The organism is Spongisporangium articulatum (assembly GCF_044465595.1).
Lineage (GTDB): Bacteria > Actinomycetota > Actinomycetes > Actinomycetales > Kineosporiaceae > Spongisporangium > Spongisporangium articulatum.
The window spans coordinates 461,566-477,062 of sequence record NZ_JBITLV010000002.1 but is presented as its reverse complement, the minus strand read 5'-3'; the positions used below and the strand labels follow the sequence as shown (position 1 = coordinate 477,062).

The window sequence follows — 15,497 nt, the reverse complement described above, 5'->3', positions numbered from 1 at the left end:
GACAGTGCCCGACGACGTCCCGAGCATCAGCTGGTGGCTACGCAGACGATCACCGAGTTCCTCGACGACACCGACGGGACGCCCGCGGCCGAGACGGTCAGCTTCGGTCTCGACGGCATCGACTACGAGATCGACCTGAGCGCGGCCAACGCCGAGGCGCTGCGAGCGGCCCTCGCCCCGTGGCAGGCCCCGGCCCGCCGGCTGACCCGGCGCGGGGCCCCGCACGTGCAGGTGAGCACCGGCGTCGACACCCGGGCGGTGCGCGCGTGGGCGGCCAGTAACGGGGTCGACCTGCCCGCCCGCGGCCGCATCCCCGCCGCCGTGATCGAGCAGTACCGCGCCGCCGGCCACTGAGCGGGCGTTCACCCGCTTGGGCGAAACCTGAACCGGCCCGGGCGGTCGACAGATAAAATGCCGGAAAAGCCGACCCGGGTGACCGGTGGCCCCGGGAAGGACCCCTCCGCACGTGCCTCCGCTCGCCCGCCGGGCGAACCATCGCCCGCTCCGCTGGTGGCGAGTGGTCGCCGCCGTCGCCGCGGTGGTCGTGCTGGCCGGGGTGACGGGCGGCGTCCTGGTCTACCGGCAGCTGAACGGCAACATCCGCAGCGTCGACATCAGTTCGGTCAAGCAACCGGGCGCCTCCGCCGCGGCGCCGGACGACGACCCGTTCGCAGGCCGCGCCCTGAACATCCTGGTGATCGGCTCGGACACCCGGTCCGGCCGGACCAACTGCTCGGTGGGCGGGGCCTGCTCCGACTCCGGGATCAATGCGGACGTCGAGATGCTCGTCCACGTCTCGAAGGACCGCAGCAACGCCGGCGTCGTCAGCATCCCGCGCGACACCATGACGTCCCTGCCGGCCTGCACCGACCCGGACACCGAGCGCTCCGTCGGGGTGCGCTACGGGCAGATCAACTCCAGCCTGGCCTACGGCGCCGCCTGCACGGTCGCCTCCGTCGAGAAGCTCACGGGTCTGTCGATCGACCACTTCGTGATGGTCGACTTCGCCGGCGTGATCACGATGTCCGACGCGGTGGGCGGCGCCGAGGTGTGCGTCGACAACTCGGTCTACGACCCGGATTCGGGGCTGAAGCTCAGCAAGGGCACGCACACGCTGGTCGGCCGGGCGGCGCTGGAGTTCCTGCGCACCCGGCACGGTTTCGGCGACGGCAGCGACCTGGGCCGCACGTCGACGCAGCACCTGTACATCAGTGCCTTGATCCGGAAGCTGAAGAGCGCCGGCGTGCTGCTGAACCCGGTGTCGGTCTACCAGGTGGCGCAGGCGGCCACCAAGGCCCTGACCGTCGACACCGACCTGGCCTCCATCGGGCGGCTGGTCAAGCTGGCCGGGGTCCTGAACGCCGTGCCGTCGGAGCGGATCACCTTCGTCACCATGCAGACGGCGGCCGACCCGGCGAACCCCAACCGCGTCGTGATGGCCTCGAGCGCCCGGAAGCTGTTCGCCGCGATCCGCAGGGACCGGTCGCTCAGCGAGCCCGAGGCCTCGGCGACGCCGAGCCCGACCCCCGGCGCGTCGTCGTCCCCCAGCCCCACCCCCGGCACGACGCCCGGCGCCTCGAAGTCCGCCCTGGAAGGGGCCCACGCCACGACGGCGGATGACGCGAACACCTGCGCGAAGGTGGCCACCGGGTATGTCATCTCCTACCGATGGCGGAGGATGACGCCCCAGCAGGCGTACGCCGACAGCCCCACGGTGAAGGATTCGGATGCTGCTTGAGCCGGGAACGGTCGCGCTGGTCACCGGTGCGTCCAAGGGCATCGGCGCCGCGTGCGCGATCGACCTGGCCGCCGAGGGCGCCACGGTGGTCGTGAACTACCACGGGGACGCGCAGGGCGCCGCGCAGACCGTGGCCACCATCGAGGCGGCCGGTGGGCGGGCCGTCGCGATCCAGGCCGACGTCGCCGACGAGGCGGCCGTGAAGGACATGTTCGCCCGCGTGCGGCGCGAGTTCGGGCGCCTCGACGTGCTGGTCAACAACGCGGGCCGCAGCATCGACAAGGCCATGCCGATGCTGTCGCGGGACGACTTCGAGAACGTCATGGCCACGAACGCGACCGGGGTCTTCCTGTGCTGCCGCGAGGCCGCCCGGCTGATGTCGATGGCCGGCCGGGGCTCGATCGTGAACATCTCCTCGATCAGCACCCACGGCGGCCCGGTGGTGTCGAACTACGCGGCGTCCAAGGCGGCGGTGACCGCGTTCTCGAAGAGCATCGCGGCGGAGCTGGCCATCCGGAACGTGCGGGTGAACGTCGTCTCGCCCGGGTACGTGGAGACGAAGTTGACCTCGGTGATGCACCCCAGCGCCCGGCGCGTGGTGCTCGACCGCACCGCCCTGAACCGGTCGGCGCGGCCTGAGGAGATCGCCCACGTGGTCACGTTCCTGGCCTCCGACAAGGCCTCGTTCATCACCGGGGCCGTGATCGACGCCGACGGCGGCGCCTCGATCGGGCAGGTGATCAGCCCGGGGCGGGCCCGGAACGAGGGGCTGGACGACGACCGCTCCGGCCCGCGCGCGGCGCGCGGCGCGTAGGGCTCGCGGTTCGTAGGGGCTCAGGTCCCGTCGGTCGCGAAGCGTGCGACCCGCGCCCACATCGACGCGAACCGGCGGTCGAGCACGAGCGCCATGTGCCCGGCGTCCACCGGGAAACCCGTTGCCCGGCCAACCGTTTCGAACAGCACCGGCCCACCGGTCAGCGCGGCGAAGCGTTCCTGGCTGCTCGGGGTCGACAGCAGGCGGTCGGCGGCCCCGGCGATGCTGAGCACCGGTTCCTTCACCCCGGGCAGGGCGTCGAGGTACGAGCGGCCGTCGCGGGCGGTCCAGTCGCCGCGGACCTGCCAGCCCATCACCTGGCGCAGGAAGTCGGCCGACACGTCGGAGGAGCCGAGGCCCAGGCGGCGCACCGGCAGCAGGCCGTGCCGGGGCATCAGCAGTCGCCACCCACGGGCCGCGACGTCCTTGGCCAGCCGCCGCGAGCGCAGCGGTTCCAGTTGTGGCAGCCACACGTTGCCCGCGATCAGCACCAGCCGGTCGTAGCCGGCCGCCGCGTCCCGGGTGGCCTGGAAGGCGAGCGCCGTGTGCCCGAACAGGCTGTGCCCGACCGCGACCCGGGTCGCGGCGGGGAACCGCTCGGCGACCCAGGCCGCGAGCGACCCCGCGTCGGCGACCAGGTCGTCGTAGGCCCAGGCCCGGCCACCGCCGTCCGGGCGACGCCGCCCCGCCAGCCGGCTCTCACCGTGGCCACGCAGGTCCACCCGCAGCACGCCGAGCCCGGCCGCGCACAGCGCGGCGAGGAGGCCGGCCCCGGCGGGCCGGTCCAGACTGCGGCGGTCGGCCATCATCGCGTGCCCGAGGACGACGACCGTCGCGGGCGGGTCGTCGGGCAGGTGGAGATCGCCGTGCAGCAGACCCCCGTCGTGCGTGGGGACGGTTACCGAGGTCAGAGGGTGACCAGCCACGACACCCCGACGAGCAGAGCGAGCAGCAGCAGGAACACGGCCCCCTGACGCCGCCAGTACATGGGCGAGCGGTGCGCGGGGTCCTCGACGACCAGCGGCCGCCCGGTGAAGAGGATGATCACCGCCGGAACACACAACAGGACGATCACAGTCCAGATCCGCAGCATCTTCGCCTCCTTGCGCCCCGGTCAGGGTTCCGGGTCTTGGCGGCGGATCTTAGCCGTCTCCCAGCAGCTGGGCGACTGCCGCCCCGAACAGGTCCAGGTGCTGGCGGACGTCGTCCGCGGTGGTGTCCGGGCAGGTCAGGGCCATGTTGTGGAACGGGGTGAGCATGACTCCGCGGTTGGCCAGAAAGATGTGCAGGTAGTCGTCGAGGTCGTCGTCCTGGGCCAGATGCGACTGTGTGCCGTTGCGCGGTGACGGTGCGAAGCGGTACTCGACGCGGGCGCCGAGCCGGGACAGCGACCATGGCAGGCCGTGCGCGTCGATGACGGCCTGGACGCCGTCGGCGTAGTCGGCGGCCAGGCCGGTCATGTGCTCGAACGCCGCCTCGGTGAGCACCTCGCCGAGCGTGGCGCGGGTGGCGGCCAGCGACAGGGCGTTGCCCGCCATCGTGCCGCCGACGCCGCCCATGTCGATCAGGTCGAGGTCGGTGCGGGCCAGGGTGCGCTCGGCGAACTCGGCGCTCATCCCGAACGCGGCGGCCGGGATGCCGCCGCCGATCGCCTTGCCCAGCACGACGAGGTCGGGGTCCAGGTCCCAGGCCCGGGTGCAGCCGCCGGGCCCGGCCGAGAACGTGTGCGTCTCGTCGTTGATCAGGAGGGCGCCGTAGCGCCGGGTGAGGTCGCGGACGCCGGCCAGGTAGCCGTCGTCCGGCAGCACGATGCCGATGTTGGTCAGCGCCGGCTCCATCAGGACGGCGGCCACGTCGCCGTGCGCGAGCTCGGCCTCCAGGGCGGCCAGGTCGTTGTACTCGGCGACCCGGCTGGTGGTCGTGACGTCGGTCGGGGCGCCGACGTTGCCCGCGCGGGGCACCGGGCCGTGGGGGCCGGTCACGATCAGGGACTCGTCGACGCTGCCGTGGTAGCAGTAGGCGTGGAACAGGATCTTCGGCCGGCCCGTGACGGCGCGGACGATCCGGATCGCCCAGCGGTTGGCGTCCGTCGCGGTCAGCGCGAAGCTCCACCGGGTCGGACCGAAGCGGCGGGTCAGCTCGGCCCCGACCCACTCGCCGTCCTCCGTCGGCATCATCGCCGTGGCGCCGCCGCGGTGGGTCAGCCGGTCCTGGACGGCGGCCAGCACCGGGGCCGGCGAATGTCCGGCCATGGCGGCGGTGTCGCCGAGCGCGAAGTCGGCGTAGGAGTTCCCGTCGACGTCGGTGACGGTCGCGCCGCGGGCCGTGTCGAGGTAGATCGGGAAGGCGCCGGCCCGCTTGTTCATCCACGGCATGGGGACCCGGCCGAAGAGATGCCCGGCGTCCGCGAACAGTTGCGCCGAACGGGGGTTGCGCCGGGCGTAGAGGTCGCGCTCGCGCTCGAGCAGGTGGGCGAGGCGGCCACGGTCGATCACCGGACCATCATGACGCACCGGTTCGTTGCTCCGAGCAACTACAGACAGCGATCGGCCCGCCCGCCGAACGTCACCCGTTCGGGCTATCTCCTCCGGGGCCGCAGTGACGAGAAGTAATCGTGTGGCGCGATCGGGCGTCACACCGGCCGAGGGGGAAGGTCGCGACGAACCCTCACGGAGTCGACATGACGCTCTTCACCCTCCGCTCCGACGCGGAGGACCCGCTCGCCAAGGCGACCCGGATGGCCCGCGAGGACGCGCTGGCCCTGCGCGCGGTCGTCGCGGCGCTACACGCCGCGAGCACGCGGGACGGCGTGATCACCGCCGCCCTCGACACCGTTCGGGAGGGCTTCGGCTGGGCCTACGCCTCGTTCTGGCGCCTCGACCCCGAGCAGTCGGCCCTCGTCTTCGACCAGCAGTCCGGCACCGTCGACGCCCGGTTCCAGAAGGTCACCCAGGAGGCGAGCTTCGCGCGCGGCGTCGGCTTCGCCGGGCGGGCCTGGCAGCGGGGGGAACTGGTCTTCGTGGAGGACCTGGCCGAGGTGACCGACTGCGTGCGCGCCCCGGCCGCTCGCGACGCCGGCGTGAAGTCGGGCGTGTGCTTCCCCGTCCTGGTCGAGGGGTCCGTCGTCGGCACGATGGACTTCTTCACCACGTGGACGATGAGCCTGCCCGACACGCGTCGCGCCGCTCTGGAGGCCGTCGCCGATCTCGTCGGCCAGGCCCTCACGCAGCTGCACCAGACCGAGGTCGCCCAGTCCATGGCCGAGGACAGCCGGGCCGTCGCCGAGGTACTCGGCGCGCTCGCGACCAGCACCGACGAACAGTCGGCCCTGGCGGCCGCCCTGGAGTCGGTGCGGCGCGAGTTCGGCTGGGACTACGGCTCGGTGTGGAAGGTGAACACCGACGGGGTGCTGGCCTTCGACGTGGAGTCGGGCTCGGTGAACCAGCAGTTCCGCGACGTGACCCGCTCGGCGACCTTCCGTCCCGGCGTCGGGCTCTCGGGCCGGGCCTGGCGGGACCGCCGCCTGCTCTTCGTGGCCGACCTCGCCGAGGTGACCGACTGCGTCCGCGCGCCGGCGGCCCGCGACGCCGGGGTGAAGTCCGGGGTCGTGTTCCCGATCGAGGTGGACGGCGAGATCGTCGCCACGATGGACTTCTTCGCCATGCGGACCCTCGCGCTGAGCGAGAACCGTTCCGCCGCACTGATCTCCGTCGGGCGGATGGTCGGGCAGACGATGGGACGGCTGCGCCGGGCCGACCGTGTCGCTCAGATGGCCGACGAGCTGTCGGCGTCCGTGCAGCACGTCGCCCAGGGCGCGGGCCGGGCCAGCGCCGTGGCCTCCGAGGCGGTCGCCGCCGCGGAGGCGGCCCTGGCCGTGATGACCAGCCTGCAGGCCTCGTCCAAGGACATCGGCGACATCGCCAAGGTGATCGCCGGGATCGCCGCGCAGACCAACCTGCTCGCGCTCAACGCGACGATCGAGGCGGCCCGGGCCGGCGAGTCCGGCAAGGGCTTCGCGGTCGTGGCCCAGGAGGTCAAGGAGCTGTCCCGGGAGACGTCGACGGCGACGGACGACGCCACCGGGCGGATCACGTCGATCCGCTCCGACAGCGCCGCCGCCACCGCCGCGATCGAGTCGATCGGCGAGACGATCCGGCAGATCCACGAGATCCAGAACGACCTGGCCTCGGTGCTGGAGGAGCAGGCCACGATCGCCCAGGAGTTCGCCGCGACCCGCTGACTACCGGCGGAAGTAGAAGCCGGCGGCGAGGTCGTCGAGCAGGCCCGGTTGCGTCGGCTCCCAGCCGAGCTTCTCGGTCGTGATCGCGTGCGACGCCGGGCTGTCCATGCCGACGAAGCCGCTCATCCAGCCGAAGTGCTCGGCGGCCTGGGCCTCCTCGACCGGGGCGGTCGGGACGCCGAGCCCGCGCCCGATGGCCTCGGCGATCTCGCGGAAGGCGTACCCCTCGTTCTCGACGCCGTGCCACCAGGTGCCGGGTTCCGCCTGCTCCAGGGCGAGCCGGAAGAGCCGGCCCGCGTCGAGCCGGTGCACACCGGTCCAGCGGTTGGCGCCGTCCCCGACGTAACCGGAAACGCCCTTCTGGCGGGCGATCTCGATGAGCGACGGGACGAAGCCGAAGTCGTTCTCACCGTGCACGCTGGGCGCCAGCCGCACGGCGGAGGCCCGGATGCCGCGCGCGGCGCTCGCGACGACGTCCGCCGCACCCTGACGCCGGGCGGCGATCTGCGGGTCCGGCACGTCGGTCTCCAGGGCGACCGCCCCGCCGTGGCTGAGGCCGAGCGTGCCCGACGTCCCCACGAACGGCTTGCCCGACCCCTCGAGCGGTTCGAGCATGGCCGCGACGGCCGCCCGGTCGACGGCGCCGGGGTCGACGGCACCGCTCCAGTCGTGGACGAAGGCCAGGTGGACGACGCCGTCGGCCTCGGCGGCCGCCTTGGCCAGCCCGTCGAGGTCGGTCAGATCGCCACGCAGCACGGTGGCCCCGCGGGCCTCGACGCGGGCGGCCCCCTCGTCGCTGCGGGCCAGGCCGACCACGTCGTGACCTGCACTGATGAGTTCGGGAAGGAGGGCGGAACCGACCCAGCCGGATGCCCCGGTGACGAAGACTCGCATGTGTGGAACGACCTTCCGATGACTTGTCGTCGCCGGCCCGATGTCAGCGACTGACATAGACGCTAACACTCCATGTCAGTCACTGCCATCGCCTAGGATGGGCCCGTGAGTCGCTGGGAGCCGGACGCCGCGGGGCGGCTGCAGCGCGCCGCGATGGAGTTGTTCGCCGAGCACGGCTACGACCGGACGACGACGGCCCAGATCGCCGAGCGGGCCGGCGTCACCGAACGCACCTTCTTCCGGCACTTCACGGACAAGCGCGAGGTGCTGTTCGACGGCTCCGGCACCTTCGAGGCGACCGTCCTCGACGGGGTCCGTGCGGCCGGGGGCGACCTCGGCCCGGTCGACGTCGTGGGGGCGGCCTTCGTGCATCTGGCGGAGACGATGTTCGCCGAGCGGCACGCCCACGCAGTGGCCCGCAACGCGATCATCTCGACGCATCCCGACCTGCAGGAACGCGAGCTGATCAAGATGTCCCGGCTAGGCACCCTGGTCACCGAGGCCCTGCACGAGCGCCGCGTGCCGGAGCCCGCGGCGAGTCTGGCCGCGCAGTCCGGTGTGGCGGTGTTCAGGGTCTCCTTCGCGCGCTGGGTCGGGCAGGACGGGACGTCGCTCGCCGACTTGCTCCGCCAGTCGCTAGCGGAGCTGAAAAGCCTGACTCGTTAACCGATCCGGGCCACACTCAGCCCTGAAGCTCCGCGAGATCACCGGACCCTACGCGTGAGCCATCCCCTCGACCACCGGAACCGCCGCGGGGCAGCGACTTCCACCGCGGCGACCGGTTCGGGCGAGGGACGCGTCGCCCGCCAGGCCGCCGCCGCCTCCTCCTCGTCGAGCAGGCCGACGGGGATCAGCGGCCCGTCCATCGGCCGGCGCAGCTCGGCCAGCAACCGGGAGTTGAACTCCCGCACCAGCTCCCGCACCGCCGCCTCGGACCGGACGTCGTCGATCGTGGCCAGGAAGCGGGCTCGCTCCCGGCGCAGGGCGAGCATCGGCGACAGCAGCGCCCCGACGTCCCCGCCCTCCGCCCGGATCCGGTCGACGGCCCACTTCTCGGCGCTGAACGGCTGGTCGAGTCCCTCGATCGGACGTCCGGCGCCCGGCAGGTCGTCGAAGTCCCCCCGCTCGTGCGCCTCACGGATCTGTCGCTCGACGGGCGACTCGGGACGGCGGCGGGCGGCGCTCACGCCGTCCATTCTCCGCCCACACCCGGACCGGCGCTTCTCTGATCTTGCGGCGTCCCGCAGCGCCGTTACGGTCGTCAGAACACCGAAAGGGTCACAGCCGATGGACAGAAGGGCCGGGACATGACTCAGGAGCCGTACGAACCGCCGCCGCCGAACCCCGCCCCCGGGCAGGAGGCCCCGCAGTACGGCCAACCGCAGCAGTACGGCCAACCGCAGAGTTACGGCCAACCGCAGCAGTACGGGACCCCTTACGGGCAGCAGCCGGGTCCGGTCGCGAACACCTCGAACACGCTGAGCATCATCTCGTTCGTCTGCGCCGCGATCTCCATCATCTTCATCCCGATCATCTTCGGGCCCGCGGCGATCGTCCTCGCCGCGGTGGGCATCAACAAGGGTGAGCGACTGGCCAAGCCGGCGCTGGGCGTCGCGATCGTCTGCATGCTCCTGGGCTTCGTGCTCGGCGCCCTGGTCTGGGGCGCCACCCGCTGACCCCGCCCGGCGTGCCGTCCCAAAGCACAGAGAATCGGGCCTCGCCGCGCGGTTTTCTGTGCTTTGGGCAGGCACGCCGATCAGGAGAGGCGCGCGAGCACCGCGAAGACTGCCGGCGGCAGCCAGACGCAGGCGACCGCGAACGGGAGAACGGCCGAGCGCCGGGTCCAGGACCGGCCACGGAACTCGGCCGTCGCGACCGCCGCACCGAACGCTGCGCAGCCGATGAGCACGAGGCAGCGAGCGGCATCGCCGGCCACCGACGACCACTGATCGCACGGGCCGGTCCCGGAGCAGGACGCCGTGGCCGCCCTGCCCACCTCGCCGACCGTCGCCGACGCCAGGGCCAGTCCGGCCACGGCCGCGAAGCCGATGCCGACGACCAGTACCGCCAGCCCGACCCAGCGCGGGGTCTTGCGGACGCGGAGGCGGCGCAGACGCCGTCTCACTCGTCCACTCCTCGAACGACCCGGGCGGGCACGCCCGCGACCAGCACGCCGGCCGGTACGTCCCGCGTCACGACGGAACCGGCCGCCACGACCGAGTTCTCACCGATCGTCACGCCGAGCAGAACCGTCGCCCCCGCGGCGATCCAGACCCCCGCGCCCACGCGGATCGGCCCGCCCGTGATCCGGGTACGTCGATCGGCCGGGCGCAGCCCGTGCGCGACGGTGATGAGTTGGACGTTCGGCCCGACCATCACGTCGTCCCCCAGTTCGACCCCGGCCATGTCCATCACCGTGCAGTTCTGATTGAGGAACACGTTGCGCCCGACCCGGATGTGCAGGCCGTGCTCGGTGAAGAACGGCGGGATCAGCCGGAACGTCTCGTCCACGGCCTGCCCGGTGAGCTCCGACCACACCGTCCGGATCGCCGGCTGCTCCGCGTACGGCAAGCGGTTCAGCCGCTCGGTCAGCGCGACCGCGACCGGCACCCGCGCGAACAGCGGCCGCGCCGCGTCGTCCCGGACGTGCAGGTCGAAGGGCGCGAACGGCTCGAACGGCATGCCTGCGAGCTTGCCACCCTGCGCATCAACGATCGTTGAGATGCGTCGCGCCGACGTCAGCCCAGGGCCTTGAGGATGTCCTCGACGCGGTCCTTGGCGTCGCCGAAGAGCATCGCCGAGTTCTCCCGGAAGAACAGCGGGTTCTGCACGCCCGCGTAGCCCGAGGCCATCGACCGCTTGAAGACGATGACGTCCTTGGCCTCCCACACCGTGAGCACCGGCATACCGGCGATCGGGCTGCCCGGGTCCTCGGTGGCGGCCGGGTTGACGGTGTCGTTGGCGCCGATCACGAGCACGACGTCGGTGTCGGCGAAGTCCTCGTTGATCTCGTCCATCTCGAGGACGATGTCGTAGGGGACCTTCGCCTCGGCCAGCAGCACGTTCATGTGCCCGGGCAGACGACCGGCCACGGGGTGGATGCCGAAGCGCACCGTGACGCCGCGCTCGCGCAGCTTGCGGGTCAGCTCGGCGACGCCGTACTGGGCCTGCGCGACGGCCATCCCGTAGCCGGGCGTGATGATCACCGACGAGGCCGAGGTCAGCAGCTCGGCGACCTGACCGGCGTCCACCTCACGGTGCTCGCCGTAGTCCTTGTCGTCGCTCGCGGCGGCCTCGATGCCGAAGCCGCCGGCGATGACCGAGATGAACGAACGGTTCATCGCCTGGCACATGATGTACGACAGGTAGGCACCCGAGGAGCCGACCAGCGCGCCGGTGACGATCAGCAGGTCGTTCTCCAGCAGGAAGCCCGAGGCCGCCGCGGCCCACCCGGAGTAGCTGTTCAGCATCGACACGACGACGGGCATGTCGCCGCCCCCGATGGAGGCGACCAGGTGCCAGCCCAGGGCCAGCGCCAGCGCGGTCACGCCGGCCAGCACCCACACGTTCGGGGACACCACGAACCACGCGGTCAGGCCCGCGAACGCGACCAGCGAGCCGAGGTTCAGCACGTTCTTGCCGGGCAGCACCAGCGGCTTCGAGTTGATCCGCGCCGACAGCTTCAGGTTGGCCACGATCGACCCGGTGAAGGTCACCGCCCCGATGAAGATGCCGATCGCCACCTCGGCGTGGTGCACACCCAGCGTCCCGAGCGCGTCGAGGTGCTGCGCCTCGGCACCGTCGAGCTTGTTCTCGACGAGCAGGTAGCCGTTCCAGCCGACCAGCACGGCGGCCAGACCGACGAACGAGTGCAGCAGTGCGATGAGCTCGGGCATGCCGGTCATCTCGACGACCTTGGCCCGGTACAGGCCGACGGCCCCACCGAGCGCGACGGCCAGAACGAGCAGACCGAGCGACGCGGCCTTGATGTTCTGGTCGATCGCCAGGCCGACGGTGGCGGCGAGCGCGACCGTCATCCCGGAGATGCCGAAGGCGTTGCCGACGCGGGCCGTCTCGTGCTTGGAGAGGCCGGCGAGCGCGAGGATGAACAGCAGCGCGGCGACGATGTACGCGGCCTGCGCGGCGGTCTCGACAGTCATGGTCGGAGATCTCTCTCTCAGCTTCGGGAGAACATGGCGAGCATGCGGCGAGTCACCGCGAAGCCACCGACGACGTTGATCGAGGCGAGCAGCGTGGCGATGAAAGCCAGCACCAGGACTGAGGTCTCGTCGTCCACGGCGTTCAGCAGCGCCCCCACGACGATGATCCCGGAGATGGCGTTCGTGACCGACATCAGCGGGGTGTGCAGCGCGTGGTGCACGTTGCCGATGACGTAGTAGCCGATGACGATCGCCAGCGCGAACACCGTCAGGTGCGGCAGCAGCGACGCGGGCGCGGCCCAGATCAGCGCGAACAGGACCGCGAAACCACCGAGCACGAGCCCGAGCCGGCGCCCGGGCGACATCGGCGCCTTCTCCTCCTTCGCCGGGGCCGCGGTCGGAGCCTCGGTGGCGGCCGGCGCGGCCGAGACCTGCACGGGCGGCGGCGGCCAGGTGACCTCCCCGGCCCGCACGACGGTGATCGAGCGCTGCACGACGTCGTCCCAGTCGAGGACGAGCTGCCCGTCCTTCTCCGGGGTCATGAGCTTCAGCAGGTTCACCAGGTTGGTGCCGTACAGCTGGGACGCCTGGGCGGGCAGGCGCCCCGCCAGGTCGGAGAAACCGATGATCGTCACGCCGTTGTCGGTGCGCACGACCTGGCCCTCGACAGTGCCCTCGACGTTGCCACCGTTGGCGGCGGCCATGTCGACGACGACCGAGCCCGGCTTCATCCGGGCCACCATCTCGCCGGTGATCAACCGCGGCGCCGGGCGGCCGGGGATGAGCGCGGTGGTGATGATGATGTCGGCGTCGGCGGACTGCTCGGTGTAGAGCTCGACCTCGCGGGCCTTGTAGTCGTCGCCCATCTCCTTGGCGTACCCGGTGGCCGAGACCTCGACCTCGGGCGACTCGATGGACAGGTACTCCCCGCCCATCGACTTCACCTGGTCGCCCACCTCGGGCCGCGGGTCGGTGGCCTTCACGACGGCCCCGAGTCGCGACGCGGCACCGATGGCCGCCAGACCGGCGACGCCGGCCCCGACGACGAGCACCTTGGCCGGCGGCACCTTGCCGGCCGCGGTGACCTGCCCGGTGAACAGCCGGCCGAACTGGTGCGCGGCCTCGACCACGGCCCGGTAGCCGGCCACGTTGGCCATCGACGAGAGCACGTCGAGCGACTGCGCCCGCGAGATGCGGGGGACGGCGTCCATCGCCAGCGCCGTGATCGGCAGCTTCCCGAGGGTCTCGACGATCTTCTCGTCGGTGCGCGGACCGAGGATCGCGATCAGCGTCGCGCCCTCCTTGATCGCCGCGAGCTGCTCGGGCGACGGCGCGTTCACCCCGAGGACGACGTCCGCCTCACCGATGCCGCCGACGCTCGCCCCGGCGTCCGTGAACGCCTGGTCCGAGAACTCCGACGCCACGCCGGCCCCGGGCTCGACGGCGACCTCGTAGCCCAGGCCCCGCAGCTTGCCCACGGTCTCGGGGGTCGCGGCGACGCGCGTTTCCCCGGCCCGGGCCTCCTTCAGGACTCCGATGAGCACGGTCGGTTCCTCCATCGTGGCTGAGTCAGGGAAAGCGGGCAGGTGTCTGGACAAGTCGCAGGTCCAGGACGATATCGCCGGGTCCGGACCCAAGCTGTGCGTCCGGGAGTGGCCGACGTCACGTCGGACCGATCCTCACCCGGATGGGTCATCTACCGTGAATCCGTGGCCGAACACACGTACTCCACGCACCTGGTCTGGCAGGGCTCGACGGGCGAGGGCTACCGCGCCTACCGGCGTGAGCACCGGGCCGTCGCGCCGCCGGCCGGCACGACGGTCGCGCTCAGCGCCGACCGGGCCTTCCGCGGCGACCCGGCGTTCCTGAACCCCGAGCAGCTGCTGGTGATGGCCGCCAGCTCGTGCCAGCTGCTCGCCTTCCTGGCCGTGGCCGCCCGCGCCGGGGTCGACGTCCTCGACTACGAGGACGAGGCGTCGGGCTTCATCGACGACGGGAGCCCGCCCGCGCGGATCTCCACCATCACGCTCGCGCCCGTCATCCGGGTCGCGCCCGGCACCGACCCCGCCGTCGTGCACAAGCTCGTCGAGCAGGCCCACGAGGAGTGCTACATCGCCAACTCGCTGAACTCCGAGGTCACCGTCGAGGCGACGGTCCTCTGACCGCCACTCGGGGCCGCGCTCCCGTCGTGTCACGGTCACGGCCCGTCGCGAGACGGTCCAGGGATATGTGAATCGGCCAGGGAGGTACTGGGATGGACGACGACCGCGACTACCCGCAGATGGCCGCCGAGGTCGACCTGATCGAACCCGCACCCCGTCGGGTCCGGGGGATGCTCGGCGGCGCCTGGGTCTTCGACACCACCCGGGCGCTCTACGTGTGGGAGTGGCCGAACTATCCGCAGTACTACATCCCCCTCGAAGACGTCGACGGGCGGTACCTCGTCGACGAACACCACGAGCAACGGCTGCGCCGCGGGACGGCCCGGCGGCACGGCCTGCGGGTGGGAACGGTCGAACGGCCCGCCAGTGTCAGGGTCTTCGGCGACGACGCGCTGCCCGGTCTTGCCGGACACGTGCGTTTCGACTGGGCCGGACTGGACGCCTGGTACGAGGAGGACGAACAGGTCTTCGTGCATCCCCGCAACCCCTACGTGCGGGTCGACTGTCTGCGGTCCAGCCGCCCGGTGCGGGTCGAGCTGGACGGCGTGCTGCTGGCCGAGTCGTCATCGCCGGTGATGCTCTACGAGACCGGTCTGCCCACCCGGTACTACCTCGACCGGACCGCGCTCGTCACCGAGCACCTCACCCCGTCGCCGACGCAGACCGCCTGCCCCTACAAGGGAGTCACCAGCGGGTACTGGAACGTGGAGGTCGGCGGCCGACTCCAGGCCGACCTGGCCTGGACCTACGACTTCCCCGCCGCGCAGGTCCTGCCGATCGCCGGCCTGGTCGCCTTCTACAACGAGAAGGTCGACATCTGGCTGGACGGGGTGGCGCAGCCCCGACCGAGAACCCACTTCTTCCGCTGACGCTCCGCCGGTGGCGTGCTCATCCCCCCGGGCCGACGTGGTTGTCGGGGGCGTTGTCGCCGGTGATGTCGCCGCGTTCGACCGGCCCGCCGGGAGGGGGCGGCAGCACCTCGAGGATCTCGTCGGACGACGCCGGGTGAGCCTCGGTGGCGGCCTGCCGCAGGACGTCGACGGGGGTCGCGCTCGGACCGCTGGCCATCACCGTCAGGTCGCCGACGGGCAGGGCGTACTCGTGCCGGTCACCGCTGGAACGCCGCCACGCCTCGCCGTCCGCGGTGCACTCCACGGGCGCACCGGGTGCGGCGGCCGGGATGGGCACCTCGGGGCAGGTCTGCGCGGTCAGGGTCCGCCGCTCGACCGTCAGCCGCAGGTCGGCTCCGGTCCGGGACGTGTAGACGCCCTGGTAGCCGGCGTCGCCGTAGACACCCGCTCCTCCGGCCGCCGGCGAGTAGCCCTCGACCTTCGTGACGTACACGAGGGCCGGGTCGACCCCCCAGCCCTGCGCCCGGCCGACGGCCTCCGCCGACAGCGGGCCGCCGCCCTGGCCGCAGGCGCTCACGGCCCCACCCGCGGCCAGCAGGACCCCGAGGACCACGATCGAACGTCTCATTCCTCACCCC

At 72.0% G+C, this 15,497-nt stretch carries 18 protein-coding genes; 8 read left to right on the top strand and 10 right to left on the bottom strand.

All coding sequences use genetic code 11. The features are described 5' to 3' along the window. The first annotated feature begins 33 nt into the window (after positions 1 to 33). From ACIB24_RS08430 to ACIB24_RS08420, 3 genes are all read left to right on the top strand, one after another. Positions 34 to 354, top strand: a complete 321-nt coding sequence (locus ACIB24_RS08430) for an Lsr2 family protein (protein ID WP_398278028.1) — start codon at positions 34 to 36, stop codon at positions 352 to 354. 112 nt (positions 355 to 466) lie between these two features. Then, a complete protein-coding gene (locus tag ACIB24_RS08425; RefSeq protein WP_398278025.1) occupies positions 467 to 1,738 on the top strand; it encodes an LCP family protein in 1,272 nt (423 codons plus the stop codon). Next, positions 1,728 to 2,552, top strand: a complete 825-nt coding sequence (locus ACIB24_RS08420) for an SDR family NAD(P)-dependent oxidoreductase (RefSeq protein ID WP_398278022.1) — start codon at positions 1,728 to 1,730, stop codon at positions 2,550 to 2,552. Before ACIB24_RS08425 ends, ACIB24_RS08420 begins: the two co-directional genes overlap by 11 nt. Before the next feature lie 20 nt (positions 2,553 to 2,572). On the opposite strand, the gene ACIB24_RS08415 is transcribed toward ACIB24_RS08420, so the two are convergent. From ACIB24_RS08415 to ACIB24_RS08405, 3 genes are read right to left on the bottom strand one after another with little or no spacing between them, the layout of a single operon-like run. Continuing rightward, the gene (locus ACIB24_RS08415; protein ID WP_398278019.1) at positions 2,573 to 3,478 is read right to left on the bottom strand and encodes a serine aminopeptidase domain-containing protein; all 906 of its coding nucleotides are present in this window, start codon (positions 3,476 to 3,478) and stop codon (positions 2,573 to 2,575) included. After that, entirely contained in the window at positions 3,460 to 3,645 is a 186-nt protein-coding gene (locus ACIB24_RS08410; RefSeq protein ID WP_398278016.1) for a hypothetical protein, read from the bottom strand. Before ACIB24_RS08410 ends, ACIB24_RS08415 begins: the two co-directional genes overlap by 19 nt. Before the next feature lie 49 nt (positions 3,646 to 3,694). Further along, positions 3,695 to 5,044, bottom strand: a complete 1,350-nt coding sequence (locus ACIB24_RS08405) for a transaminase (RefSeq protein ID WP_398278789.1) — start codon at positions 5,042 to 5,044, stop codon at positions 3,695 to 3,697. Positions 5,045 to 5,232: 188 nt separating this feature from the next. On the opposite strand from ACIB24_RS08405, the gene ACIB24_RS08400 reads away from it, so the two are divergent. Continuing rightward, complete coding sequence (locus ACIB24_RS08400; RefSeq protein WP_398278013.1) at positions 5,233 to 6,792, top strand: GAF domain-containing protein; 1,560 nt, start codon at positions 5,233 to 5,235, stop codon at positions 6,790 to 6,792. Here ACIB24_RS08400 and ACIB24_RS08395 read toward each other — a convergent pair whose 3' ends face one another. Next, on the bottom strand, positions 6,793 to 7,686 hold the full coding sequence (locus ACIB24_RS08395; protein WP_398278011.1) for an SDR family oxidoreductase: 894 nt from the start codon (positions 7,684 to 7,686) through the stop codon (positions 6,793 to 6,795). A 105-nt stretch (positions 7,687 to 7,791) separates the two neighbouring features. Here ACIB24_RS08395 and ACIB24_RS08390 point away from each other — a divergent pair, with 105 nt between their 5' ends. Then, positions 7,792 to 8,352, top strand: coding sequence for a TetR/AcrR family transcriptional regulator (locus tag ACIB24_RS08390; RefSeq protein ID WP_398278008.1), 561 nt, complete (start codon positions 7,792 to 7,794; stop codon positions 8,350 to 8,352). Between the two features lie 38 nt (positions 8,353 to 8,390). Here ACIB24_RS08390 and ACIB24_RS08385 read toward each other — a convergent pair whose 3' ends face one another. Continuing rightward, on the bottom strand, positions 8,391 to 8,873 hold the full coding sequence (locus tag ACIB24_RS08385) for a DUF1992 domain-containing protein (protein ID WP_398278005.1): 483 nt from the start codon (positions 8,871 to 8,873) through the stop codon (positions 8,391 to 8,393). A gap of 120 nt (positions 8,874 to 8,993) precedes the next feature. Here ACIB24_RS08385 and ACIB24_RS08380 point away from each other — a divergent pair, with 120 nt between their 5' ends. Continuing rightward, positions 8,994 to 9,362 carry a hypothetical protein gene (locus ACIB24_RS08380; protein WP_398278002.1) on the top strand — a complete coding sequence of 123 codons (369 nt, stop codon included), beginning with the start codon at positions 8,994 to 8,996 and terminating at the stop codon, positions 9,360 to 9,362. A gap of 80 nt (positions 9,363 to 9,442) precedes the next feature. Here the strand turns inward: ACIB24_RS08380 and ACIB24_RS08375 are convergent, their stop codons facing one another. Genes ACIB24_RS08375 through ACIB24_RS08360 form a run of 4 tightly spaced genes read right to left on the bottom strand, consistent with a single transcriptional unit; the run spans position 9,443 to position 13,390 of the window. Then, the gene (locus tag ACIB24_RS08375; RefSeq protein ID WP_398277999.1) at positions 9,443 to 9,811 is read right to left on the bottom strand and encodes a hypothetical protein; all 369 of its coding nucleotides are present in this window, start codon (positions 9,809 to 9,811) and stop codon (positions 9,443 to 9,445) included. Then, positions 9,808 to 10,368: a sugar O-acetyltransferase gene (locus ACIB24_RS08370; protein ID WP_398277996.1), complete on the bottom strand. Its 561-nt coding sequence runs from the start codon at positions 10,366 to 10,368 to the stop codon at positions 9,808 to 9,810. The genes ACIB24_RS08375 and ACIB24_RS08370 overlap by 4 nt, the downstream gene beginning before the upstream one ends. A gap of 56 nt (positions 10,369 to 10,424) precedes the next feature. Then, a complete protein-coding gene (gene pntB / locus ACIB24_RS08365; protein WP_398277993.1) occupies positions 10,425 to 11,846 on the bottom strand; it encodes a Re/Si-specific NAD(P)(+) transhydrogenase subunit beta in 1,422 nt (473 codons plus the stop codon). A 17-nt stretch (positions 11,847 to 11,863) separates the two neighbouring features. Then, positions 11,864 to 13,390, bottom strand: a complete 1,527-nt coding sequence (locus ACIB24_RS08360) for a Re/Si-specific NAD(P)(+) transhydrogenase subunit alpha (RefSeq protein ID WP_398278786.1) — start codon at positions 13,388 to 13,390, stop codon at positions 11,864 to 11,866. 165 nt (positions 13,391 to 13,555) lie between these two features. Between ACIB24_RS08360 and ACIB24_RS08355 the strand changes: the two genes are divergently transcribed. Together ACIB24_RS08355 and ACIB24_RS08350 are read left to right on the top strand one after the other, a co-directional pair. Then, the gene (locus ACIB24_RS08355) at positions 13,556 to 14,008 is read left to right on the top strand and encodes an OsmC family protein (protein ID WP_398277990.1); all 453 of its coding nucleotides are present in this window, start codon (positions 13,556 to 13,558) and stop codon (positions 14,006 to 14,008) included. 92 nt (positions 14,009 to 14,100) lie between these two features. Next, positions 14,101 to 14,877 carry a DUF427 domain-containing protein gene (locus ACIB24_RS08350; RefSeq protein ID WP_398277987.1) on the top strand — a complete coding sequence of 259 codons (777 nt, stop codon included), beginning with the start codon at positions 14,101 to 14,103 and terminating at the stop codon, positions 14,875 to 14,877. A gap of 19 nt (positions 14,878 to 14,896) precedes the next feature. Here the strand turns inward: ACIB24_RS08350 and ACIB24_RS08345 are convergent, their stop codons facing one another. Next, entirely contained in the window at positions 14,897 to 15,487 is a 591-nt protein-coding gene (locus tag ACIB24_RS08345; RefSeq protein ID WP_398277984.1) for a hypothetical protein, read from the bottom strand. Positions 15,488 to 15,497: the final 10 nt, after the last annotated feature.